General features: G+C 69.3%; 20 protein-coding genes and 1 tRNA gene. 17 read left to right on the forward strand and 4 right to left on the reverse strand.

The annotated features are described in order from the left end of the window. Window positions 1-46: 46 nt before the first annotated feature. The 3 genes from A3CQ_RS0123710 (at window position 47) to A3CQ_RS0123720 (ending at window position 3,466) form a co-directional block, all read left to right on the forward strand. Window positions 47-787, forward strand: coding sequence for an MBL fold metallo-hydrolase (locus tag A3CQ_RS0123710; RefSeq protein WP_020513448.1), 741 nt, complete (start codon window positions 47-49; stop codon window positions 785-787). 295 nt (window positions 788-1,082) lie between these two features. Then, the gene (pyk, locus tag A3CQ_RS0123715) at window positions 1,083-2,519 is read left to right on the forward strand and encodes a pyruvate kinase (RefSeq protein ID WP_026206100.1); all 1,437 of its coding nucleotides are present in this window, start codon (window positions 1,083-1,085) and stop codon (window positions 2,517-2,519) included. 62 nt (window positions 2,520-2,581) lie between these two features. Next, entirely contained in the window at window positions 2,582-3,466 is an 885-nt protein-coding gene (locus tag A3CQ_RS0123720) for an acyl-CoA thioesterase (protein ID WP_020513450.1), read from the forward strand. Window positions 3,467-3,564: 98 nt separating this feature from the next. On the opposite strand, the gene A3CQ_RS0123725 is transcribed toward A3CQ_RS0123720, so the two are convergent. Then, window positions 3,565-4,392 carry a hypothetical protein gene (locus A3CQ_RS0123725; RefSeq protein ID WP_245577310.1) on the reverse strand — a complete coding sequence of 276 codons (828 nt, stop codon included), beginning with the start codon at window positions 4,390-4,392 and terminating at the stop codon, window positions 3,565-3,567. A 161-nt stretch (window positions 4,393-4,553) separates the two neighbouring features. On the opposite strand from A3CQ_RS0123725, the gene A3CQ_RS53790 reads away from it, so the two are divergent. Together A3CQ_RS53790 and A3CQ_RS57675 are read left to right on the forward strand one after the other, a co-directional pair. Further along, complete coding sequence (locus A3CQ_RS53790; RefSeq protein WP_020513452.1) at window positions 4,554-5,123, forward strand: RNA polymerase sigma factor; 570 nt, start codon at window positions 4,554-4,556, stop codon at window positions 5,121-5,123. A gap of 4 nt (window positions 5,124-5,127) precedes the next feature. After that, window positions 5,128-5,949: a hypothetical protein gene (locus A3CQ_RS57675; protein ID WP_157296257.1), complete on the forward strand. Its 822-nt coding sequence runs from the start codon at window positions 5,128-5,130 to the stop codon at window positions 5,947-5,949. 154 nt (window positions 5,950-6,103) lie between these two features. Here the strand turns inward: A3CQ_RS57675 and A3CQ_RS53800 are convergent, their stop codons facing one another. Continuing rightward, window positions 6,104-6,862 carry a helix-turn-helix domain-containing protein gene (locus A3CQ_RS53800; RefSeq protein ID WP_040432763.1) on the reverse strand — a complete coding sequence of 253 codons (759 nt, stop codon included), beginning with the start codon at window positions 6,860-6,862 and terminating at the stop codon, window positions 6,104-6,106. Window positions 6,863-6,895: 33 nt separating this feature from the next. Continuing rightward, window positions 6,896-6,970 (reverse strand) — tRNA-Leu (locus tag A3CQ_RS0123745). A gap of 131 nt (window positions 6,971-7,101) precedes the next feature. Here A3CQ_RS0123745 and A3CQ_RS0123750 point away from each other — a divergent pair. The 11 genes from A3CQ_RS0123750 (at window position 7,102) to A3CQ_RS0123800 (ending at window position 18,893) form a co-directional block, all read left to right on the forward strand. Next, the gene (locus A3CQ_RS0123750) at window positions 7,102-7,725 is read left to right on the forward strand and encodes an ANTAR domain-containing response regulator (RefSeq protein WP_026206101.1); all 624 of its coding nucleotides are present in this window, start codon (window positions 7,102-7,104) and stop codon (window positions 7,723-7,725) included. Between the two features lie 212 nt (window positions 7,726-7,937). Beyond that, a complete protein-coding gene (locus tag A3CQ_RS0123755) occupies window positions 7,938-9,107 on the forward strand; it encodes a branched-chain amino acid ABC transporter substrate-binding protein (protein ID WP_026206102.1) in 1,170 nt (389 codons plus the stop codon). Window positions 9,108-9,186: 79 nt separating this feature from the next. After that, window positions 9,187-10,137, forward strand: a complete 951-nt coding sequence (locus A3CQ_RS0123760; protein WP_020513457.1) for a branched-chain amino acid ABC transporter permease — start codon at window positions 9,187-9,189, stop codon at window positions 10,135-10,137. Beyond that, complete coding sequence (locus tag A3CQ_RS0123765; protein WP_020513458.1) at window positions 10,134-11,264, forward strand: branched-chain amino acid ABC transporter permease; 1,131 nt, start codon at window positions 10,134-10,136, stop codon at window positions 11,262-11,264. The genes A3CQ_RS0123760 and A3CQ_RS0123765 overlap by 4 nt, the downstream gene beginning before the upstream one ends. A 38-nt stretch (window positions 11,265-11,302) precedes the next feature. Then, window positions 11,303-12,148 carry an ABC transporter ATP-binding protein gene (locus A3CQ_RS0123770; RefSeq protein WP_085944328.1) on the forward strand — a complete coding sequence of 282 codons (846 nt, stop codon included), beginning with the start codon at window positions 11,303-11,305 and terminating at the stop codon, window positions 12,146-12,148. Continuing rightward, complete coding sequence (locus tag A3CQ_RS0123775) at window positions 12,138-12,848, forward strand: ABC transporter ATP-binding protein (protein ID WP_020513460.1); 711 nt, start codon at window positions 12,138-12,140, stop codon at window positions 12,846-12,848. The genes A3CQ_RS0123770 and A3CQ_RS0123775 overlap by 11 nt, the downstream gene beginning before the upstream one ends. Window positions 12,849-12,880: 32 nt before the next feature. Continuing rightward, complete coding sequence (locus A3CQ_RS0123780) at window positions 12,881-13,792, forward strand: ABC transporter substrate-binding protein (protein ID WP_020513461.1); 912 nt, start codon at window positions 12,881-12,883, stop codon at window positions 13,790-13,792. 7 nt (window positions 13,793-13,799) lie between these two features. Beyond that, entirely contained in the window at window positions 13,800-14,804 is a 1,005-nt protein-coding gene (locus tag A3CQ_RS0123785) for an amino acid ABC transporter permease (protein ID WP_020513462.1), read from the forward strand. After that, window positions 14,801-15,574 (forward strand): amino acid ABC transporter ATP-binding protein, encoded by a 774-nt coding sequence (locus tag A3CQ_RS0123790; RefSeq protein WP_020513463.1) that lies wholly within the window; start codon window positions 14,801-14,803, stop codon window positions 15,572-15,574. The genes A3CQ_RS0123785 and A3CQ_RS0123790 overlap by 4 nt, the downstream gene beginning before the upstream one ends. A gap of 55 nt (window positions 15,575-15,629) precedes the next feature. Further along, window positions 15,630-18,323 (forward strand): DNA polymerase I, encoded by a 2,694-nt coding sequence (gene polA / locus A3CQ_RS0123795; RefSeq protein ID WP_020513464.1) that lies wholly within the window; start codon window positions 15,630-15,632, stop codon window positions 18,321-18,323. A 201-nt stretch (window positions 18,324-18,524) separates the two neighbouring features. Further along, the gene (locus A3CQ_RS0123800) at window positions 18,525-18,893 is read left to right on the forward strand and encodes an ArsR/SmtB family transcription factor (protein ID WP_084699189.1); all 369 of its coding nucleotides are present in this window, start codon (window positions 18,525-18,527) and stop codon (window positions 18,891-18,893) included. Between the two features lie 245 nt (window positions 18,894-19,138). On the opposite strand, the gene A3CQ_RS0123805 is transcribed toward A3CQ_RS0123800, so the two are convergent. After that, complete coding sequence (locus A3CQ_RS0123805) at window positions 19,139-20,011, reverse strand: class I SAM-dependent methyltransferase (RefSeq protein ID WP_370657620.1); 873 nt, start codon at window positions 20,009-20,011, stop codon at window positions 19,139-19,141. 316 nt (window positions 20,012-20,327) lie between these two features. Here A3CQ_RS0123805 and rpsA point away from each other — a divergent pair, with 316 nt between their 5' ends. Continuing rightward, complete coding sequence (gene rpsA / locus A3CQ_RS0123810; RefSeq protein WP_020513467.1) at window positions 20,328-21,833, forward strand: 30S ribosomal protein S1; 1,506 nt, start codon at window positions 20,328-20,330, stop codon at window positions 21,831-21,833. Window positions 21,834-21,930 lie beyond the last annotated feature (97 nt).

Consider the following 21,930-nt stretch of genomic DNA (forward strand, 5'->3'; position numbering starts at 1 on the left):
GCCGGCCCGTCTCGACGGGCCGGCGCTTTTCGTTACGGTGGTGCTCATGCGCATCACCGTGCTCGGCGGCGCGGGCGCGTTCCCGGAGCGGGACCGCGGCTGCAGCGGCTACCTGGTTCACCACGACGGCTTCACCCTGCTCGTCGACCCCGGCTACGCCACCCACCACACGCTGCTCGCGTACGTCGCGGTGGCCGAGGTCGACGCGGTGCTGGTCACGCACGGGCATCCCGACCACTGCGCCGACCTGCACCCGCTGCTGCGCACCCGGGCGATGACCGGCGTGCCCGGGCCGCTGCCGGTGCACGCGCCGGCCGGGGCGCTCGACGCGCTGCTCGCGCTGGACGGGCCGGCCACGCTGGCCGGCGCCTACGAGGTGCACGACCTGCCGCTGCCCGGGCGGCTCCCGATCGGGCCGTTCGCCGTGGAAACCGTGCCGCTGCCCCACTTCCTGCCGAACGCGGGAGTGCGGCTCACCGCCGGGGGCGCCTCGGTCGCGTACACGGGCGACAGCGGGCGGTGGGAGTCGTTCGTCCCGGCGGCGGCCGGGGCCGACCTGCTGATCGCGGAGGCCACCCACGCCACGTCGCTGCCGCCGCGGCTGGCCGGCAACCTCAGCACCGCGCTGGACGCCGGGGCACTCGCCGCCCGGGCCGGGTGCCGGGCCTTGTGGCTCACCCACCTCTGGCCGGGCAGCGACCACGCCGCCCACCTCGCCGCCGCGGCGACCGCCTACGACGGGCCGATCACGGTCGCCGTGCCCGATCTGAGCTGGGACGCGAGCTGAACCACCGCTACACGCGAGACGCGCGTCCACGGCGTCTCCACGCACCTGATCGCGTCCGCACGGCGGGGATGGTCATTGTTGCGGTCGGTGACGGTGCCCACCGCGTACGGGCATAGGGGGTTGTCGCGACACCCGGCGTAACGGGACCGATTAAGCTGTTGCGCGCGGTCGTCGTCGCCCGCGAGCCCGGCGCAGCGCACCTGCGGTTTTCCTCCGTGGGAAGGCCTCGCCCCCCACCGTTCATCCGCATGACGGGGGTCGGTCAGTGGGCCGATCCGGAAGAGAGACTAGCCTGATGGCTGTGACACGCCGCGTAAAGATCGTCTGCACCATGGGCCCCGCCACCGCATCCCCCGAGCGCATGCTCGGGCTCGTCGAGGCGGGCATGGACGTGGCCCGCATGAACTTCAGCCACGGCAGCCACGAGGACCACCAGAAGGTGTACGACCTCGTGCGTGAGGCGGCCCGGCAGACCGGCCGCGCCGTCGCCGTCCTCGCCGACCTCCAGGGTCCCAAGATCCGCCTCGGCAAGTTCGCGGACGGGCCGCACGTGTGGAACACCGGTGACCTGGTGACCATCACGAGCGACGAGATCCTCGGCACCGTCGAGCGGGTCTCCTGCACCTACAAGAAGCTGCCGCAGGAGGTCAAGGTCGGCGACCGCCTGCTCATCGACGACGGCAAGGTGGCCGTCGAGGTCGCCGGCGTCGAGGGCAACGACATCCGCTGCCTGGTCATCGAGGGCGGCCCGGTCAGCAACAACAAGGGCGTCTCCCTGCCGAACGTCGCGGTCAGCGTCCCGGCCATGAGCGACAAGGACGAGGAAGACCTGCGCTTCGCGCTCAGCCTCGGTGTCGACCTGGTCGCGCTGTCGTTCGTCCGCTCGCCCGACGACATCAAGCTCGTGCACGCCATCATGACCGAGGAGGGCCGCACGGTCCCGGTCATCGCCAAGGTGGAGAAGCCCGAGGCCGTCGACCACCTCGAGCAGATCGTGCTCGCCTTCGACGGCGTCATGGTCGCCCGCGGCGACCTCGGCGTCGAGCTGCCGCTCGACCAGGTTCCGCTGGTGCAGAAACGGGCCGTCCAGCTCTGCCGGGAAAACGCGAAACCGGTCATCGTCGCGACCCAGATGCTCGACTCCATGATCGAGAATTCCCGCCCGACCCGGGCCGAGGCCTCCGACGTGGCGAACGCGGTTCTCGACGGCACCGACGCGGTCATGCTCTCCGGCGAGACCTCCGTCGGTAAGTACCCGGTGCTCACCGTCAGCACGATGGCGAAAATCGTCTCGACGACCGAGGGCGGCTCGATCCCCGTCCCGCGCCTGCAGCACGACCCGCGCACCCACGGCGGCGCCCTCACCGTGGCCGCGTCCCAGATCGCGCGGAACATCGGCGCCAAGGCGCTGGTCGCGTTCTCGCAGACCGGCGACACGGTCCGCCGCCTCGCCCGGTTGCACTGCGAGCTCCCGCTGTACGCGTTCACCCCGGTCCCGGAGGTCCGCGACCAGCTGGCGATGAGCTGGGGCGTCGAGACGTTCCTGACCGACTTCGTGCAGCACACCGACGACATGTTCCGGCAGGTCGACGCCAAGATGCTGGGCCTCGGCCTGGCCCGGCCCGGCGACTACGTGGTCGTCGTGGCCGGCTCCCCGCCGAACGCGCCCGGTTCCACCAACACGCTGCGGGTGCACCAGCTCGGCTCGCTCGTCGACCCGTCGACGGTGTGATCGCCTGCATCGCGGGCCACTCGGCCGGTTCGCGCCCCTGACCGCAGCTTAGAGTCGGGGGTGTGAATTCGCCTCTGCACGGACAGGCAGCCGTCGACCAGCTTCTGGAGATCCTCGACCTGAAGCAGGTCGACGCGGCCTCGTTCGTGGGGGAGAGCCCGCAGACCGGGGCGCAGCGCGTCTTCGGCGGGCAGGTCGCGGGGCAGGCGCTCGTCGCCGCCGGTCGGACCGTCGACCCGTCCCGCTTCGTGCACTCCTTGCACGGCTACTTCGTGCGGCCGGGCGACCCGACCGAGCCGATCCATTTCTCGGTGGAGAACATCCGCGACGGCCGGTCGTTCTCGGTGCGGCGGTCGGTGGCGCAGCAGCACGGGCGGACGATCTTCTTCATGTCGGCCTCCTTCCAGGTGCGGGAGGAGGGTCTCGACCACTATCTGCCGGCGCCGGTCGACGTGCCGCGCCCGTCGGAGGTGCCGACGATGGCCGACTGGGTCGCGCGGTACCCGTCGCGGGCCGGGATCTTCGCGTCCTCGCCTCAGGCGATCGACGTGCGCTATGTCGGCGTGCCCGGCTGGGTGCCACCCGGAGACCGCGTCGCGAGCGACCAGCAGCGCGTCTGGATGCGGATAAATGGCGATTTGCCGGATGATCCGCTGATCCATGCGTGTGCGCTGACTTATGCGTCCGATCTGTCGCTGCTCGACTCGGTGCTGTCGGTGCACGGCGAGGTGTGGGGACCGGGCGGAGTGATCGGGGCCAGCCTCGACCACGCCCTGTGGCTGCACCGGCCGTTCCGGGCCGACGAGTGGTTCCTCTACGACTGCACCAGCCCCTCGGCCAGCGGCAGCCGCGGGCTCGCCACCGGGCGGATGTTCACCGAGGACGGGCGGCACATCGCCAGCGCCGTCCAGGAAGGGCTGCTGCGGCGGGTCGGCGCCCGCGCCTGATCCTGTACCCGCGGCTTTTGTGGCCCCGCCGGGCCGGATCCCGGCCCGGCGACTGGCCGATCGCGGATCCCGCCCGGCGGGGCCGGGGACATCCTTCCTCAGTGATGCTTGTCCTCGCCCATCGCGGCCTCCGCCGCGGCCGCCGGCGTGTCCGGAACCGGCGGCAGATCCTCCGGCACCCGGTTCGCCGCCGCGCCCGTGCCCGTCACGCCCGCCTGCGCGATCTTCGCGTCCAGGTCCTTCGTGCTGCGCAGGACCTCCTCGTGGAACGTCTTCGGCCCCGGCGCGTCCGCCCGATGCTTGGCCCGCGCCGGCTGCCCCGGCTGCCCCGGCTCGAAATCGGTCAAACCCGCCGAATATCCCGCGACGCCCGCCTCCCTCTCCGGGGTCAGATGCAAAACCTCATGGCGTACGGAGACCTCGCGCAGCCGCAACGCGGTGATCAGATCGGCGACCGCCCGCAGCACACCCAGCCCGCCGAGCAGCAGGATCATCGGATCGGCCGCCCGCGCCAGCGGCCCGGACGCGTAAAAGCCCAGCGCCGCCTGCGCCACACCCAGCGCCAGCATCAGCCCCCACGTGCGATCCGCCCCGCGATTCATCGTCGACACCGCGACATCCATCGCGCCCCGCACCATCAGGAACCAGCCGACCAGCGAGGCCGGCGTCGCATAGGTCGAGTCCTGATCGAGCAGCAACAGCGCGGCCGTCGCCGCGAACAGCGCCGACATCCCCGCGTTCAGCCACCACGTACGCGTGCCCGCCAACGCCCGGACCGCCTCGCACAACGCCCCGAACAGCACCACCGGCCCCGCCACCTGCGCCACATCCACCGGCTCCAGCCGCAGCACACTCCACGCGATCGCCAGCCACGCCACCCCCGCGAACAGCAGAAAACCCCACATGCTGTCACGCACAACCGTCATGGGAGAGGAACCGGACCACAACATGAGGCCTCCAGCCGAAGGTGTCCCTGCCATGACAACATCCGGGCCGCGCGCCGAACCGCCGTTCGCGCAGATTCGGTGTTCGGCCCGCGGCCCGCCGGGGTAAGCACGCACTAGCCGCCCACCCCCGGAGCCCGCCCGTGCGACGCCCCACCCCCGCCGACCCCGACCTCGGCCACGCCCTGCGCGCCGCCCAGAACGGCGACCCGCACGGATTCGCCCTGCTCTGGCGCGGCCTGCAGCCCGCGCTCCTGCGCTACCTGCGCGTCGTCATCGGCGACCAGGCCGAGGACACGGCCAGCGAGACCTGGCTCCACGTCATCCGCGACCTCGACCGGTTCCGCGGCGACCTCGGCGCCTTCCGCGGCTGGCTCTTCGGCATCGCCCGGCACCGCGCCCTCGACGAACGCCGCCGCCGCTCGCCGCTGCTGGTCGGCGCCGTCGACGTGCCCGTACCCGACGCCGCCGACGCCGCGATCGAGGGCGAGGGCACCGACTGGGCCCTGCGCGTCATCGCCAGCCTCCCGATCGACCAGGCCGAGGCCGTCATGCTCCGCATCGTCGCCGGCCTCGACGTCCACACCACCGCCCACATCCTCGGCAAACGCCCCGGCGCCATCCGCGTGGCCACCATGCGCGGACTCCGGCGCCTCGCCACACACCCCCAGGTACACGCTCGAACCGCTCGCACCCCCGCCGGGGAGGTGTAACAAAATGCGGACCCCGCGCGCTCTTCTTCACGCGATGCGCCTCCGGCGAACCCACCGCATCGGCCCCGCCGAGGCCGACCGGCTGGCCGCCGGCGACCACCCCGGCCCCACTCACGCCCCACTGACAAAGCTCCTCGACGCCGCCCGCGCCCCAGCGACGGCCGACGAGCTCAGCGGCGAGAAGGCCGCGGTCGCCGCGTTCACCGAGCACCGCAGGCGTGCTGCCCGAGCCGCACGGCACCCGGCAAGGACGCGGACCGCAGTCGCGACCATCGCGGCCGGCCTGGCTCTCCTGTCCGCCACCGGCACCGCCGTAGCGGCCCGCACCGGCAACCTCCCCCAGGGGGCCCAGCAGCACGCCCACCGCCTGTTCTCGGCGCTGGGCATACCGGCGCCGAGAACAGGCACCCCGTCCCCCGCCCCCACGGTGGTCGTTCTCTCCTGGTGCGACGCCCGGCGCGGCCCCACCCCGCTGACCAGCGAAAACCGCCGCAAACTGGCCGACGCCGCCGGCGGGGAGAACGCCATCGACCGCTATTGCGCCGACCTGCGCCGCGCGGCCTCCGCCACCCCCGGCGGGCCCGCCCGCAAACCCACACCACCGGCCGGCCCGACCGGCGGCGTCCCGAGCCGGGACCGCCCAGCACCCGCCCACCCGACGACTCCGGGCGGAACCAGCACCCCGTCCGAGCCCGCCCCGCCGACCACGATGCCGACCCCCACGACATCACCGGCTGTCGCCTCTCCCACGGCCATCTCACCGGCGGTGGTCGCCCCACCCGCAACCGCCCCCAAGGGCCCGCACCCCGCCGGCCCACCCGCCTGACATCCCCACAACCGCAAGAAGCGCAACCACCCCCGGTCACGGCATCCCGGTCACGGGCCAAGCGTCTAACCAAGATCAAGGTTACGGAGAGGCACGGCCCGATGCCCGGTTGCCGCGCCGGACCATGTGGGATCGGGCAAGATCGGCCATCACCTCACCACTTGGGCCCGACAAACTCGTCCAGCCGAGCGACCGCCTCCCGCCGAGCCACCGACAGCATGTTGGGCCGGCACATGCGCCACTCGACACCCAGCCGGTCGAGCGATTTCTGGCACAACCCCATGATGTCCCGCGATTCGTTCGAGAAGTTGTATCTCGGATACGCGTAACACTTATTGCCACGCTTTATTCGATTCGTAACGCGGCAGCCATCTGAGTGAAATAGCCCGCGAAGCAGCTGGCCCGCATGCCGGGACATGATCGGCGCCTGCCAATCCGCGAGAAGTATCGGTCGATGATGTTTGTGGCCAGGCCCGTGCTGGGGCAGCAGACAGGGCCAGTGCTTGGAGTATGCCTGGACACCGATGCAGCCTTGCTTCTGTACTCGTTGGACTTTCCGTGCGATGACCGCCAGCATTGCGATCTCGCACTCGTCGATCAGCCCGGGCCAGGCGTCGGCGCAGAAGACGCGGAGCACGGGCACCCTGGCCTTGGTGACAAGATGGCCGTCTCCGAGATAGAGACCAAGGAGATAGGCGTAGGCCGCTTGATCATCCGGCGCTCGTGGCGGGCGCGCGCAACGTGGACATCGAGAAGGCTCGGCGTCCAGTTCGGCACGGCGCCGCGCGCGGTCGCCGTAGAACCAGTGGCCGGCGGTATTTCTCGAGATGGCAAGTACTTTGCAGATTTCGCCGAAGGGAACACCTTGCGCGCGCAATCTCAAGGCTTGCTCACGGATGCGGGGTGGATGCATGCCCACATCTTCGAACAGGGGTACGACAATTTGTGTCCCCGGTGGGATTCGAACCCACACTGTATGGATTTTGAGTCCATTGCCTGCTGCCGATTGGGCTACGGGGACAGGCGGATCGGCCGGATCGGAAGTCCGGTCCAGCCAAGCTCAACACGGGACAGCCTACCTACTACGCTAAGAGGGGCGGTACCCACATACCGGGGTGTCGCGACTTCGGGAGTGTTGGGGGTAGGGGTTCCGTGGCCGACACGCAGGCTGGGGCCGATCGCAGGCGGGTGCTGATCGCCGAGGACGAGGCCCTCATCCGTCTTGACCTGGCCGAGATGCTGGTCGAGGAGGGCTACGACGTGGTCGGGGAGGCCGGTGACGGCGAGACCGCCGTGCGCCTGGCCGAGGATCTCCGGCCCGACCTCGTGATCCTCGACATCAAGATGCCGATCATGGATGGGCTGGCGGCCGCGGAGCGGATCGCCGGCGGGCGCATCGCGCCGGTCGTGATCCTGACCGCGTTCAGCCAGCGTGATCTGGTGGAGCGGGCGCGCGCCGCCGGCGCGATGGCGTACCTGGTGAAGCCGTTCCAGAAGTCGGACCTGGTGCCGGCGATCGAGATCGCCCTCTCGCGGTACTCGGAGATCGCCGCTCTCGAGTCGGAGGTGGCGGGGCTGACCGACCGGCTGGAGACGCGCAAGTCGGTGGAGCGGGCCAAGGGCGAGCTGATGACGAAGTACCAGATGACCGAGCCGCAGGCGTTCAAGTGGATTCAGCGGACGGCGATGGACCACCGGATGACGATGCGTGAGGTGGCGGACCGGATCCTGGCGGAGAGTCAGGAAGCGGGGGGTGCGCAGCCGGCCACCAGTTGATCTCGGCGTAACGCTGCTGGTGTAACACCTTCTCCTGCCTTCGGATCACCAGACGTAACGGTTCGGTGAAAGCCCGATCGAAGTCTTTTGGCAGGCCGCGAACCTGGGATAGCGTCCCGCCCCATGACGGGCGCGGTGTGGTCGAGTGTGCACGCAAGTGCCAATCGGCCTGCGGTGGCTCGGTGGGTTCGGTATGGAGGAGGGTTCAAACCTTGAGGCAGGTTCTCGCACGAGCCATCGGCGGGGTGGCCATCATCGGGCTCATCGCCGGTGCCGCTGCTTGCAATAAGGATTCCGGCGGCAGCGACAACGCGGCGGGCGGCTCGAACTGCGGCTACAAGCTCGCGTTCTTCGGCGCTCTGACCGGCTCGGCCGCCAACCTCGGTGTGAACATCGAGCAGGGCTTCGAGCTGGCCGTGGAGCAGTACAACAAGCAGAAGGGCTCCGACTGCATCACGGTCGCGAAGTTCGACTCGCAGGGTGCTGCCGAGGTTGCCCCGGGTGTTGCCCGGAGCCTCGTGGCGGACAAGAAGATCATCGGCATCGTGGGCCCGCCGTTCTCCGGCGAGTCCGAGGCCGCCAACCCGATCTTCGACGAGGCGGGCATCCCGACGATCACGCCGTCCGCGACCCGGACGTCGCTGTCGGCCAGCGGCTGGAAGGTCTTCCACCGCGCGGTCGCGAACGACGACGCGCAGGGCCCGGCGGCCGCCTCGTACATCAAGGATGTGCTGAAGGCGCAGAAGGTCTTCGTGGCGGACGACCAGTCCGCGTACGGCCAGGGTCTGGCCGACGTGGTGAAGTCGAAGCTCGGCCCGCTGGTCGTGCAGTCGGACAAGACCGAGGGCGACGGCAAGCAGACCGACTTCTCGGCGCTGGTCCAGAAGGTTCAGTCGAGCGGCGCGACCGCGCTGTTCTACGGCGGCTACTACACGAACGCGGGCGTCATCCGCAAGCAGCTGACCGCGGCCGGCTGGAAGGGCACGCTGCTCGGTGGCGACGGCATGAAGGACCCGGGCCTGTCGAAGGCGTCCGGCACGCAGGCCGCGATCGGCACCGTGGTGACCTGCCCGTGCTCGCCGCCGGAGGCCGCTGGCGGCACGTTCGTCAACGACTACAAGGCCAAGTGGAACGTGGCCGCCGGTACGTACTCGGACGTGGCGTTCGACGCGGCGAACATCTTCCTGCAGGGCATCGACGCCGGTAACACGACGACCGAGAAGCTGAACACGTACCTGTCCACGGTGAACTACAAGGGCATCGCGAACACGTACAAGTTCACCGACAAGGGCGAGCTCGACCCTTCGCTGATCAAGGTGTGGGCGTTCAAGTTCGACGCGAGCGGCGACGCGGTGAAGGACCAGGAGATCAAGACCTCCTGATCGCGCTGTAACTCTTCGTAGGGCCGGTGTGGCCGGATGATCTCCGGCCGCACCGACCTCGTCGTTTTGGAGCCCCTTTGTGAACTTCTCCGGTCTGATCGACAATTTCGGGCCGCTCACCGTGGCAGGCCTGGCGCAGGGCGCGATCATCGCGCTGTTCGCGCTGGGGTACACCCTGGTCTACGGTGTGCTGCGACTGATCAACTTTGCCCATTCCGAGGTGTTCCTGGTCGGCACGTACGCCTGCCTGATCATCTGGGGATGGTTCGGCCTCGACCAGAACTCCGCGCGGCCCGATTTCGGTGCGATGCTGGGTTACATGGCGCTGGGCCTGGTGGCGGCCATTGTGGTCTCGGGCACCGTGGCGCTGGGCGTGGAACTGGTGGCCTACCGGCCGCTGCGCCGGCGCAACGCTCCGCCGCTCGCCTTCCTGATCACCGCGATCGGCGCGTCGCTGGCGATCTCGGAGTTCGTCGGTGTCGCGACGCACCGGAACCAAAGGGGTGTTCCGCCGATCATCCAGGCCCGGACGGTGATCACGATCGGCAACACGCACATCACCAACCTGCAGATCTTGATCATCGCGCTGGCGCTGGTGATGATGTTCGTGCTGGATCGTTTCATCAACGGTTCACGTCTGGGCCGGGGTATCCGCGCGGTGGCGCAGAACCCGGACAGCGCGGCGCTGATGGGCGTGAACAAGTCGCGGGTGATCTCGCTGGTCTTCCTGCTGGGCGGCCTGATGGCGGGTATCGCGGCGGTGATGTACGACCTGAAGATCGGCGTGACCAAGTACGACGCCGGCTTCCTGCTCGGCATCGACGCGTTCACGGCGGCCGTGCTCGGCGGCATCGGCAACCTGCGGGGCGCCCTGCTGGGTGGCCTGCTGCTGGGTGTGCTGCAGAGCTGGGCGGCCGGCCTGTTCGGCTCGAACTGGCTGCACGCGGCGGCGTTCGTACTGCTGGTCCTGATCCTGATGTTCCGCCCGTCGGGCCTGTTGGGTGAGTCTCTCGGAAGGGCACGCGCATGAGTGACACGGCGGTGGCTACCGAGAAGCCCAAGACGAGCTTCCGGGGCAGCGGCGGGGTGCGGGGCTGGTTCGGCCGGCAACCGGGCTGGGTGCGCGCGGTCGTCGCGCTGGCGGCGGCGGCGCTGGCGTTCCTGCTGCCCTACGTCGGGGACATTCCCCTGATCGGCCCGCAGCTCATCACCGAGGGCATCGACTGGCCGTCGGCGCTGTTCAACATGTCCTACTACGTGCTGCTGGCGCTGGGCCTGAACGTGGTGGTCGGCTACGCCGGCCTGCTCGACCTCGGCTATGTCGGCTTCTTCGCGGTCGGCGCGTACGGCACGGCCATTCTGACCTCGAAGGACAGCGTGCTGTACTCGCACACCGGCTGGGCCTGGCTGGCCGCGGTGCCGGTGGCGCTGGCGGCGACCATGCTGGCGGGCCTGATCCTGGGCTGGCCGACGCTCCGGCTGCGCGGCGACTATCTGGCGATCGTGACGCTGGGCTTCGCCGAGATCATCCGGATCGTCGCGACGAACACCCAGACGTTCCGCGGCGACCGGGGCTTCACCGGCATCCCCCACCCGCCGGGCACCTGGAACGGCAAGGTGATCTTCGGCGTGACCGACGCGATCCCGTACTTCTGGCTGGGTCTTGTCGTCATCATCGCGGTGATCTTCGGCGTGCGGAACCTCGACCGCAGCCGGGTCGGCCGGTCCTGGCTGGCGATCCGCGAGGACGAGGAGGCCGCCGAGATCATGGGCGTGCGGACCACCAAGTTCAAGCTGTGGGCGTTCTCGATCGGCGCGTTCATCGGTGGCCTGGGCGGCGTGCTGTTCGCCGGCGAGCAGGGCTTCATCAACTCGTCGACGTTCGTGCTGCAGTTCTCGATCCTGGTGCTGGCCGGCGTGGTCATGGGTGGCTCCGGCAACATGGCCGGCGCGATCCTGGGTGGCGCGCTGATCTCGTACATCCCGGACCGGCTGCGCGGCATCTCGGTGGGTGGCACCGACCTGTACGAGTACCGGTTCGCGATGTTCGGCGTCGTGATCATCATCATCATGATCCTGCGGCCGCAGGGCCTGATTCCGAGCCGGCGCCGGGCGATGGAGCTCAAGGACCGGGCGAAGGAGGTGGCACCCCTGTGAGCGAGCCGCACATGGATACACCGGAAGAGCTCGATCGCATGAACGCTCGTCCCATCGACGAGCCCGCGCCCACCGGCGCAGATCAAATTCTGGATCAGGGCGTACGGGATCCTGATGCTCTTCTCGAAGTTGACCACGTGACCCTGCGGTTCGGGGGTGTCGTGGCGCTCAACGACGTCAGCTTCTCGCTGCGCAAGGGTGAGATCTTCGGGCTGATCGGCCCGAACGGCGCCGGCAAGACGACGTGCTTCAACGCGATGACCGGGGTGTACCGGCCGACGAGCGGGGCGATCCGGTTCCAGGGGCAGTCGATCGTCGGCAAGAAGAAGCACGAGATCACCCGGGGTGGCATCGCCCGGACGTTCCAGAACGTGCGGCTGTTCCCGGAGATGACGGCGCTGGAGAACGTCATGGTGGGCGCGGACGCGCACCACAAGACGAGCGTGATCAGCGCGTTGTTCCGGCTGCCGCGGCACTGGCAGGAGGAGCGGTCGGGCCGGGAGAGGTCGCTGGAGCTGCTCGAGTTCGTGGGCATCCGGCGCCGTGCGGGCGACGTCAGCCGCAATCTCTCGTACGGCGAGCAGCGCCGGCTGGAGATCGCCCGGGCGCTGGCCACCAACCCGACGCTGCTGTGCCTCGACGAGCCGGCGGCCGGCTTCAACCCGGCCGAGAAGGCCGAGCTGCTGGAGCTGATCCGCCGGATCCGCGACACCGGCGTGACGGTCCTGCTGATCGAGCACGACATGCGCCTGGTCATGGGCGTCACCGACCGGATCGTGGTGCTGGAGTTCGGCAAGAAGATCGCCGAGGGGACACCCGCCGAGGTGCGGGACAATCCGGCGGTCATCGCCGCGTACCTGGGGGTGCCCACCGATGCTGCTTGAGCTCGAGAAAATCTCGCTGGCCTACGGCCGCATCGAGGCCCTGCACGGGATCAGCCTGACCGTCGGCCAGGGCGAGGTCGTCGCGCTGATCGGGGCCAACGGCGCCGGGAAGTCGACGACCATGCGCGCGATCTCGGGCCTGCGCCCGTTGTCGTCGGGCGCGATCCGCTTCGACGGGCAGGACATCACGAGGCTGCGGGCGGACCTGCGGGTCGTCCGCGGCGTGTCGCAGTCGCCCGAGGGCCGGGGCATCTTCCCCGGCATGTCGGTGCGGGAAAACCTCGAGATGGGCGCCTACACGCGCCGCAACCGCGCGGAGATCGACGAGGATCTCGACCGGGCGTTCGGGCTGTTCCCGCGGCTGAAGGAGCGCGAGAAGCAGTCCGGCGGCACCCTGTCGGGCGGCGAGCAGCAGATGCTGGCGGTGGGCCGGGCGTTGATGAGCCGGCCGAAGCTGCTGCTGCTCGACGAGCCGTCGATGGGCCTCGCGCCGATGCTGATCCAGCAGATCTTCGACATCATCGTCGAGATCAACCAGCAGGGCACGACGATCCTGCTGGTGGAGCAGAACGCCCAGCAGGCTCTTTCCCGGGCACACCGGGCGTACGTTCTGGAGACCGGACGGATCGTGAAGGAAGGCACCGGAGCCGAGCTGCTGCACGACCCGGCGGTCAAGGACGCCTACCTGGGCGTTGCATAACTGATTTTTCTCTCGCTTCAGAGGAGACCCTAATGTTCCGCACCTCTCCTGGCCGTCGGGCGATCCTCGGGCTGGCCCTCGCGGCGGCGCTGACGACCTCGATGGCCGCCTGCGGTTCGGAGTCCGGCGACGACAACGGCGCGGGCTCGGCCCCGGCCGCCAGCGCCTCGGCGGACACGAGCCTGGCCGACAAGGTTCCGGCCGACATCAAGTCGGCGGGCAAACTCATCATCGGGACGGACTCGACGTACGCGCCGAGCGAGTTCCTGGACGCCGACGGCAAGACCGTCATCGGTTTCGACGTGGACCTGTTCAACGCGGTCGCCCAGAAGCTGGGCCTGACCACGGAGTGGCAGTCGGCCACGTTCGACAGCATCATCCCGGGCGTCAAGACCAAGAAGTACAACGTGGGCGTCTCGTCGTTCACGATCAACGCGGACCGTCTGAAGGAGGCCACGATGGTCTCCTACTTCCAGGCGGGCACCCAGTGGGCGGCCAAGGCCGGGGCCACGGTCAACGCCGACGACGTCTGCGGCAAGAAGATCGCGGTGCAGACCGCGACCGTGCAGGTCGACGACCTCACCGCCCGGTCGAAGAAGTGCACCGACGGCGGCAAGGCGAAGATCACCATCGACCAGTACCAGGCCCAGTCGGACGCCACCAACGCCGTGGTGACCGGCAAGGACTTGGCGATGCTCGCCGACTCCCCGGTCTGCGCGTACGCGGTGAAGCAGACCAACGGCCAGCTGGCCCTGGTCGGCGACATCTACGACTCGGCCCCGTACGGCTACGTGCTGCCCCTCGACCAGAAGGACACGATGGGCGTGGCGATCCAGGGCGCGCTGAAGTCGCTGATCGACGACGGCTCCTACAAGACGATCCTGGCCAAGTGGGGCGTTGACGCGGGCGGCATCACCGACCCCGCGGTGAACCCCGCGGTCTGATCCGTCGATGACCGACCTGAAACAGTCCGAGCGGGCACGGCCTGAACCCATCAAGGCCGTGCCCGTGCGGCACCCCGGGCGATGGATCACGATCGCCGTGCTCATCGTGCTCATCGCGATGTTCGTGCACGTGCTCGTCACCAACGACCAGTTCCGGTGGCGCTTCATCTTCCTCGAGTACGCGCCGGGCAAGCGCGGCGTCATGTTCACCGAGCCCGTGCTCGAGGGCCTGCGCGGCACCATCCTGCTGACCATCAGCTCGATGGCGATCGGCATCGTGCTCGGCGTGGTCATCGCGATCATGCGGCTGTCCGACAACCCGATCCTGCGCTGGATCGCGTTCGTCTACACCTGGTTCTTCCGGGCGATCCCGCGGCTCGTGCTCGCGGTGTTGTTCGGCAACCTGAACATCCTGTGGGACCGGATCGGGTTCGGCCTGCCGTTCGACCGGCAGATCGGGCATCTGTTCGGCATCGACAACCTGAACACGCAGTTCTACAGCGTCAAGGCCAGCGACCTGCTGGCTGGGTTCGTGGCCGGCATGCTCGCCCTGGGCCTGTCCGAGGGCGCGTACATGGCCGAGATCGTCCGGGCCGGCATCCAGTCGATCGACCCCGGCCAGGCGGAGGCGGCGACCGCGCTCGGCCTGTCCCGCGGGCAGGTGCTGCGGCGGGTGGTGCTGCCGCAGGCGATGCGGGTGATCGTGCCGCCGACCGGCAACGAGGTCATCGCGATGGTCAAGGACACGTCGCTCGTCGCGTACGTGCCGGTGACCTTCGAATTGTTCTTCCAGCTCAATGCGATCAAGGCGCGAACGTTCGTGGTGCTGCCCGTCCTGGTGGCCGCCGTAATCTGGTACCTGATCCTGTGCACGGTCCTGATGGTCGCCCAGTTCTTCGTGGAGCGGCATTTCGGCCGGGGCTACGGGACCACCGGGCAGGCCCGGCAGAGGTTGCGCGACATCGGCGTAGAGCAGGGAGGCCGGATTCCGGCCGAGGGAGGATCCACATGACCGACGCGACGGCCGAGATGGTGCGCGCCGACAACGTGCACAAGTCGTTCGGCTCGCTCGAGGTGCTCAAGGGCATCGACCTGGTGGTGAAGTCGGGCGAGGTGTGCTGTGTCCTGGGCCCGTCCGGCTCCGGCAAGTCGACGTTCCTGCGCTGCGTCAACCACCTCGAGAAGATCAACGCCGGGAAGATCTTCGTGGACGGCGACCTGGTCGGCTACCACGAGCGCGGCGGCAAGCTGCACGAGATGAAGGACAGCGAGGTCGCCAGGCAGCGCCAGTCGATCGGCATGGTGTTCCAGCGGTTCAACCTCTTCCCCCACATGACGGTCCTGCAGAACGTCATGGAGGCGCCCTGCCGGGTGAAGAAGGAAAACAAATCGGCCGTACGCGACCGCGCGGCGGCCCTGCTCGACCGGGTCGGGCTCGGCGACAAGATCGACAGCTACCCCAGTCAGCTCTCCGGCGGCCAGCAGCAGCGGGTCGCGATCGCCCGGGCGCTGGCGATGCGGCCCAAGCTGATGCTCTTCGACGAGCCGACCAGCGCGCTCGACCCGGAACTGGTCGGCGAGGTCCTCGACGTCATGAAGGACCTGGCCCGCGACGGTATGACCATGGTCGTGGTGACCCACGAGATCGGCTTCGCCCGCGAGGTCGGCGACACCGTCGTGTTCATGGACGGCGGCGTCGTGGTCGAGGCGGGCCCGCCGGCCGAGGTCATCGCGAACCCGCAACAGGAACGAACCAAGGCATTCCTCAGCAAAGTGTTGTAAAGGCGACCGGGGCGGTCGGCGTTTCTGTCGTACCTCGGGTCTAGAGTTCCTGGACGTGAGCGACGACGCCCTGACCCCCCGTTTGCTGCTGCTCGACGGCCACTCACTGGCGTACCGGGCCTACTTCGCGCTGCCGGTGGAAAACTTCAGCACCGTGACCGGCCAGGCGACGAACGCGGTCTTCGGCTTCACGTCCATGCTGATCAATATGCTGCGCGACGAGAAACCGACGCACATCGTGGTCGCGTTCGACGTCTCCCGCAAGTCGTTCCGCACCGAGAAGTACGCGGAGTACAAGGCCGGCCGCTCGGAGACCCCGCAGCCGTTCCAGGGCCAGGTCAGCCTCATCAAGGAAGTGCTCGAGGCGCTGCGCATCCCCGTGGTGGAGAAACCCGGGTACGAAGCGGACGACGTCATCGCCACGCTCGCCACCCAGGCCCGCGAGGCCGGCATGGAGGTGATCATCTCCAGCGGCGACCGGGACGCGTTCCAGCTGGCCGGCGAGCACACCACGATCCTCTACCCGGTGCGCGGCGTCTCCGAGGTGTGGCGGATGACCCCCGACGCCATCGAGGCCAAGTACTTCGTGCGCCCCGAGCGCTACCGCGACAAGGCGGCCCTGGTCGGCGAGACCAGCGACAACCTGACCGGCGTCCCCGGCGTCGGCGACAAGACCGCCGCCAAGTGGCTCAACGAGTACGGCGGCATCGACGGCGTCATCGCCAACGCCGACAAGATCAAGGGCAAGGCCGGCGACAACCTGCGCGCCCACCTCGCCGAGGTGATGCGCAACTACGACCTGAACGCGCTGGTCACCGACCTCGAGCTGCCCCTCGGCCCGCAGGACGTGCTCTGGCACGGGTGGGACCGTGAGGCCGTCCACCAGGTCTTCGACGCGCTCGAGTTCCGGGTGCTGCGCGAGCGGCTCTACTCCTACCTCGAGGCCGTCGAGCCCGAGGCCGAGTCCGGCTTCGACCTCTCCGGCGAGGTGCTGCGCTCCGGCCAGATCGCCGGCTGGCTGTCCCGGCACGCCGCCGAGGCGCCCGTCGGCGTCGCGGTCACCGGCACCTTCGGCCGCGGCACCGGCACGCTCACCGGCATCGCGGTCGCGACCGGCGCCGGGCCGGCCGCCTGGTTCGACCCGGCCGCGCTCGACCAGGCCGACGAGACCGCCGTCGCGATCTGGCTCGCCAACCCCGACCGGCCCAAGGTCGTGCACGACGCCAAGCCCGCGTCGCTGGCCATGCGCGCCCACGGCTGGCGCCTCGACGGCGTCCGCGTCGACACCGCCCTCGCGGCGTACCTCGCCAAGCCCGACCAGCGCGCCTACGACCTGACCGACCTCGCCCTGCGCTACCTCAAGCGCGAGCTGCGCGTCGAGGAACCGGAAAATGGCCAGCTCACGCTGGACGGTCTCCTCGGTGACGAGGGCGCCGCCGAGGAGGGCCTGATGCTGCGGGCCCGCGCCACGCTCGACCTGGCCGACGTGCTCACCGAGGAGCTGTCCCGCGACGGAGGCGCGTCCCAGGCCCTGCTCACCGAGGTCGAGCAGCCGCTGTCGCGGGTGCTGGCCGAGATGGAGCACCTCGGCATCGCCGCCGACACGGAGTACCTCTCCGAGCTCGAGGCGCACTTCGCGGCCGAGGTCAAGGCCGCCCAGCAGGCCGCGCACGAGATCGTCGGCCGCGAGTTCAACCTCGGCTCGCCCAAGCAGCTGCAGGAGATCCTGTTCACCGAGCGGGGCCTGCCCAAGACCAAGAAGATCAAGTCCGGGTACACCACCGACGCCGACGCGCTGCAGAGCCTGTTCGCGCAGACCGGCGACCCTCTGCTGGCCCATCTGCTGCGCCACCGCGACGTGGCCAAGCTCAAGTCCACGGTCGACGGTCTGCTCAAGTCCGTCTCCGACGACGGCCGCATCCACACGACGTTCAACCAGACCGTCGCCGCGACCGGCCGCCTGTCGTCGACCGACCCCAACCTGCAGAACATCCCGATCCGCACGGAGGAAGGCCGGCGCATCCGCCGCGCGTTCGTCGTCGGCGAGGGCTTCGAGCAGTTGATGACCGCCGACTACAGCCAGATCGAGATGCGCATCATGGCGCACCTGTCACGCGACGAGGCGCTGATCGCGGCGTTCAACTCGGCGTTCGACTTCCACGCCGCCACCGCTTCCTCGGTCTTCCACGTCCCGGTCGAGGAGGTGATCCCCGACCAACGGCGCAAGATCAAAGCCATGAACTACGGCCTGGCGTACGGGTTGAGCGCCTTCGGCCTCTCCAATCAGCTCAGCGTCCCGGTCGACGAGGCCCGCGCGCTGATGGACGAGTACTTCGAGCGCTTCGGCGGCGTCCGGCAGTACCTGGACTCGGTGGTGCGGCAGGCGGGCAAGGACGGCTACACGGCCACCATCCGCGGCCGCCGCCGGTACCTGCCCGATCTGAACAGCGACAACCGGCAGCGCCGCGAGATGGCCGAGCGGATGGCTCTCAACGCGCCGATCCAGGGCTCCGCCGCCGACATCATCAAGGTCGCCATGCTCCGGGTCGACGCCGCCATCAGGGATTCCGGCCTGCGCTCGCGCATGCTCCTGCAGGTGCACGACGAGCTCGTCTTCGACGTGGCCCCCGGCGAGCGCGAGCCCCTGGAGGAACTGGTCCGCCGCGAGATGGGCGGCGCGCACCCGCTCTCCGTGCCGCTCGAGGTCTCCGTCGGCTCCGGCCGGGACTGGGCCGGCGCCGACCACTGACCCGCTCGTCCCGGTGAGCCCGGCCTGGGTCTTCAAGCGGCTGGTGGCAGGTGCGGTGACGACCTACAGGTTGTAGATGTAGGGTCTGCGCTGCTGTTCGGAGAGTGGAGGTGTCGTGGTCGGCGAAAGGTGCCGGTTCGGGAACACGACTGACCGGCGTGTGCGATGTGTTGTGCTGCGGCCCGATGCGAGGCGGGGCCGATGCTGAGGAAATCGACCGGGGAGCCCGCCGCCGCGGCGCTCGACGGCGCGCCGCTCGCCCATGGTCCGATGGACCCTGCGCAGGCGGGCAGGTTCGCCCCCATGTTCAAGGCACTCGGCGACCCGGTGCGGCTGCGGCTGCTCTCGATGATCGCCTCGGCGGGCGGCGGTGAGGTCTGCGTCTGCGACCTGACCGGCGCCTTCCACCTGACCGGGCCGACGATCTCGCACCATCTGCGGGTGCTGCGCGAGGCCGGGCTGGTCGACAGCGACCGGCGCGGCACGTGGGTCTACTACCGGCTGATCCCGGCCGGCCTGACCGTCCTGGCCGCCCTCCTCGACGCCGGAACCTTCATCACCGGCGGCTGACGACCGGGCCGCTGCTCTCCGCTGCCGGCGCCCTCCATCGGGCGGCCGGCAGCTTGGGGCGGCTGGGCCGCTTGCCGGCTGGGCCGCTTTGCCGGTCGGGCCGCTTTGCCGGTCGGGCCGCTTTGCCGGTCGGGCCGCTTTGCCGGTCGGGCCGCTTTGCCGGCCGGGCGGCGATCCCGGTCGCGCCGCGACCCCGGGCCGGCGGCGCAGTCGCGCTGTGACCCTGCCCCGGGCGCCGAGGTAGGTCAGTGGCGGGGTGCGTTGGTCGGCGGGGGAGCGGGCAGGTCCGAGACGAAGATCGCGGTGCCGGGGAACAGCCGTCCGCGCAGCGGGCTCCACTGGCCCCAGATCTGCTCGTTGCCGGCGGGCCACTCCGGCTCGATCAGGTCGCGCAGCACGAAACCGGCCGCGACCAGCTCGCGGATGCGGTCGCCGAGCGTGCGGTGCTGCTCGACGTAGGTGGGACGGCCCTGCTCGTCGGTCTCCACGTACGGCCGGCGGTCGAAGTAGGAGTTCCGGGCGATCAGGCCACTCTCATCCGGTTCGTCCCAGAAAATCCACCGCATCGGGTGAGTGATGGAGAACACCCAGGCGCCGCCGGGGCGCAGGACGCGGGCCACTTCCAGCATCGCGGCGCCCGAGTCGGCCACGAAAGGGATCGCCCCGAAGGCGGTGCAGACAATGTCGAATACGCTGTCCGCGAACGGCAGGGACAGCGCGTCGGCTTGCACGAGCGGCACGCGTACGCCCGAACGCTCGGCCCCGGCCAGCGCCTGGCGCAACATGCCCGCCGAGAGATCCATGGCGACCACCTCGGCGCCCTGCCCGTCGAGCCAGCGGGCGCCGGCGGCGGCACCGGCGCCCAGCTCCAGCACCCGCTTGCCGCGCACGTCGCCGAGCAGCCGGGCGTCGGCCTCGCGCAGGCCCTCGGGACCCCACACGAAGTCGGCGTCGCCCAGGAAAGAGCCGTGTTCTGCCTGGTAGTCGTCGGCGTCAAGATCCCACCAGGCGCGGCTGGCGTGGCGGCTCTCGTCGTCGGTCACGAGCCGGCGCAGCACCGCTGTCTCGGTCTCCGGGACAGGCGTCCCGGGACTCGGAATTTCGATCACGAAACCCACGGTACGGCAACGCTCGTCACGGTCCTGATTCGGCACATTACGGGCATGCTGCGGGGTTTACCCCGAACATTGTGCCGCCGTCGTCAGGAGGGCTTGCAACCTGTGGTAATGCGCACGGTAAGCTAGTCGATGCGCTCGCGGATCGTGTGCCTCGGCAGGGAGCAGGCTCCGTGGCCGTCGGTCTCGGCATGATCGACTGCGTTGATCCTGACTCATCGTTGGTGATCGTCTCGCTCGGTCGTACCGTGCCCGGTGGCAGCTCCGTGGAGCGCGCGCGAGACACCACAAAACCCATCCGTTCGGAGCAACTGTCCACATGACGAGCAGCATCGAGGCCACCTCGAGCGCCAACAAGGTCACCGTCGACGATCTCGGGTCCGAGGAAGCATTCCTCGCCGCCATCGACGAGACCATCAAGTACTTCAACGACGGCGACATTGTCGAAGGCACCGTCGTCAAGGTCGATCGGGACGAGGTCCTGCTCGACATCGGCTACAAGACCGAGGGTGTCATCCCCTCGCGCGAGTTGTCGATCAAGCATGACGTGGACCCCGCGGAAGTGGTGTCGGTCGGTGACCACATCGAGGCTCTTGTTCTCACCAAGGAGGACAAAGAAGGCCGCCTGATCCTGTCCAAGAAGCGCGCTCAGTACGAGCGGGCCTGGGGCACGATCGAGAAGATCAAGGAAGACGACGGCGTCGTCCGTGGCTCCGTTATCGAGGTCGTCAAGGGTGGCCTCATCCTCGACATCGGTCTCCGCGGCTTCCTGCCGGCCTCCCTCGTCGAGATGCGCCGCGTGCGCGACCTGCAGCCGTACGTCGGCCGGGAGCTCGAGGCGAAGATCATCGAGCTGGACAAGAACCGCAACAACGTGGTCCTGTCCCGCCGCGCGTGGCTGGAGCAGACGCAGTCCGAGGTGCGCACCGAGTTCCTCAACAAGCTGCAGAAGGGCCAGGTCCGCAAGGGCGTCGTCTCTTCGATCGTCAACTTCGGCGCGTTCGTCGACCTCGGCGGGGTCGACGGCCTGGTGCACGTCTCCGAGCTCTCCTGGAAGCACATCGACCACCCGTCCGAGGTCGTCGAGGTCGGCCAGGAGGTCGAGGTCGAGGTGCTCGACGTCGATCTGGACCGCGAGCGCGTCTCGCTGTCGCTGAAGGCGACCCAGGAAGACCCGTGGCGCCAGTTCGCGCGCACCCACGCGATCAACCAGATCGTCCCGGGCAAGGTCACCAAGCTGGTCCCGTTCGGCGCGTTCGTCCGCGTCGACGACGGCATCGAGGGCCTGGTGCACATCTCCGAGCTGGCCGAGCGGCACGTGGAGCTGCCCGAGCAGGTCGTCCAGGTGGGCTCCGACGTCCTGGTCAAGGTCATCGACATCGACCTGGAGCGCCGGCGCATCTCGCTGTCGCTCAAGCAGGCCAACGAGGGCTTCGTCGAGGGCGAGGAGCACTTCGACCCGACCCTCTACGGCATGGCCGCGACCTACGACGCCGAGGGCAACTACATCTACCCGGAGGGCTTCGACCCGGAGACCGGCGAGTGGCTCGAGGGCTTCGAGAAGCAGCGCGAGACGTGGGAGAAGCAGTACGCCGACGCCCGCGAGCGCTGGGAGGCCCACACCAAGCAGGTGCAGGCGTCCCGCGACGCCGACGCCGAGGCCGCGCTCAACCCGGCTCCGGCCGCGGCGGCCGGCGTTCCGTCCGCGTCCACCTCGTCGAGCTCGCCGGCCCCGGCGCGCGCCGCCGAGGAGCCGGCCGGCACCCTGGCCACCGATGAGGCTCTCGCCGCCCTGCGCGAGAAGCTCGCCGGCGGCAAGAACTGAGGTAACCGCGAGCACCACCGAAAGGCCGTCCCGACTCCGGTCGGGGCGGCCTTTCGCCGTTGTGTCACACCCATGACGCAATCCGTGCATCACGGGT

This window comes from Paractinoplanes globisporus DSM 43857, assembly GCF_000379645.1.
Classification (GTDB): domain Bacteria; phylum Actinomycetota; class Actinomycetes; order Mycobacteriales; family Micromonosporaceae; genus Actinoplanes; species Actinoplanes globisporus.

Coding starts and splice junctions, on each gene's coding strand:
- A3CQ_RS0123710 (WP_020513448.1), top strand. CDS start 47: ATGCGCATCACCGTGCTCGGCGGCGCGGGCGCGTTCCCGGAGCGGGAC.
- pyk (WP_026206100.1), top strand. CDS start 1,083: ATGGCTGTGACACGCCGCGTAAAGATCGTCTGCACCATGGGCCCCGCC.
- A3CQ_RS0123725 (WP_245577310.1), bottom strand. CDS start 4,392: ATGACGGTTGTGCGTGACAGCATGTGGGGTTTTCTGCTGTTCGCGGGG.
- A3CQ_RS57675 (WP_157296257.1), top strand. CDS start 5,128: ATGCGGACCCCGCGCGCTCTTCTTCACGCGATGCGCCTCCGGCGAACC.
- A3CQ_RS53800 (WP_040432763.1), bottom strand. CDS start 6,862: ATGCATCCACCCCGCATCCGTGAGCAAGCCTTGAGATTGCGCGCGCAA.
- A3CQ_RS0123765 (WP_020513458.1), top strand. CDS start 10,134: ATGAGTGACACGGCGGTGGCTACCGAGAAGCCCAAGACGAGCTTCCGG.
- A3CQ_RS0123770 (WP_085944328.1), top strand. CDS start 11,303: ATGAACGCTCGTCCCATCGACGAGCCCGCGCCCACCGGCGCAGATCAA.
- A3CQ_RS0123775 (WP_020513460.1), top strand. CDS start 12,138: ATGCTGCTTGAGCTCGAGAAAATCTCGCTGGCCTACGGCCGCATCGAG.
- A3CQ_RS0123780 (WP_020513461.1), top strand. CDS start 12,881: ATGTTCCGCACCTCTCCTGGCCGTCGGGCGATCCTCGGGCTGGCCCTC.
- A3CQ_RS0123785 (WP_020513462.1), top strand. CDS start 13,800: ATGACCGACCTGAAACAGTCCGAGCGGGCACGGCCTGAACCCATCAAG.
- A3CQ_RS0123790 (WP_020513463.1), top strand. CDS start 14,801: ATGACCGACGCGACGGCCGAGATGGTGCGCGCCGACAACGTGCACAAG.
- A3CQ_RS0123800 (WP_084699189.1), top strand. CDS start 18,525: ATGCTGAGGAAATCGACCGGGGAGCCCGCCGCCGCGGCGCTCGACGGC.
- rpsA (WP_020513467.1), top strand. CDS start 20,328: ATGACGAGCAGCATCGAGGCCACCTCGAGCGCCAACAAGGTCACCGTC.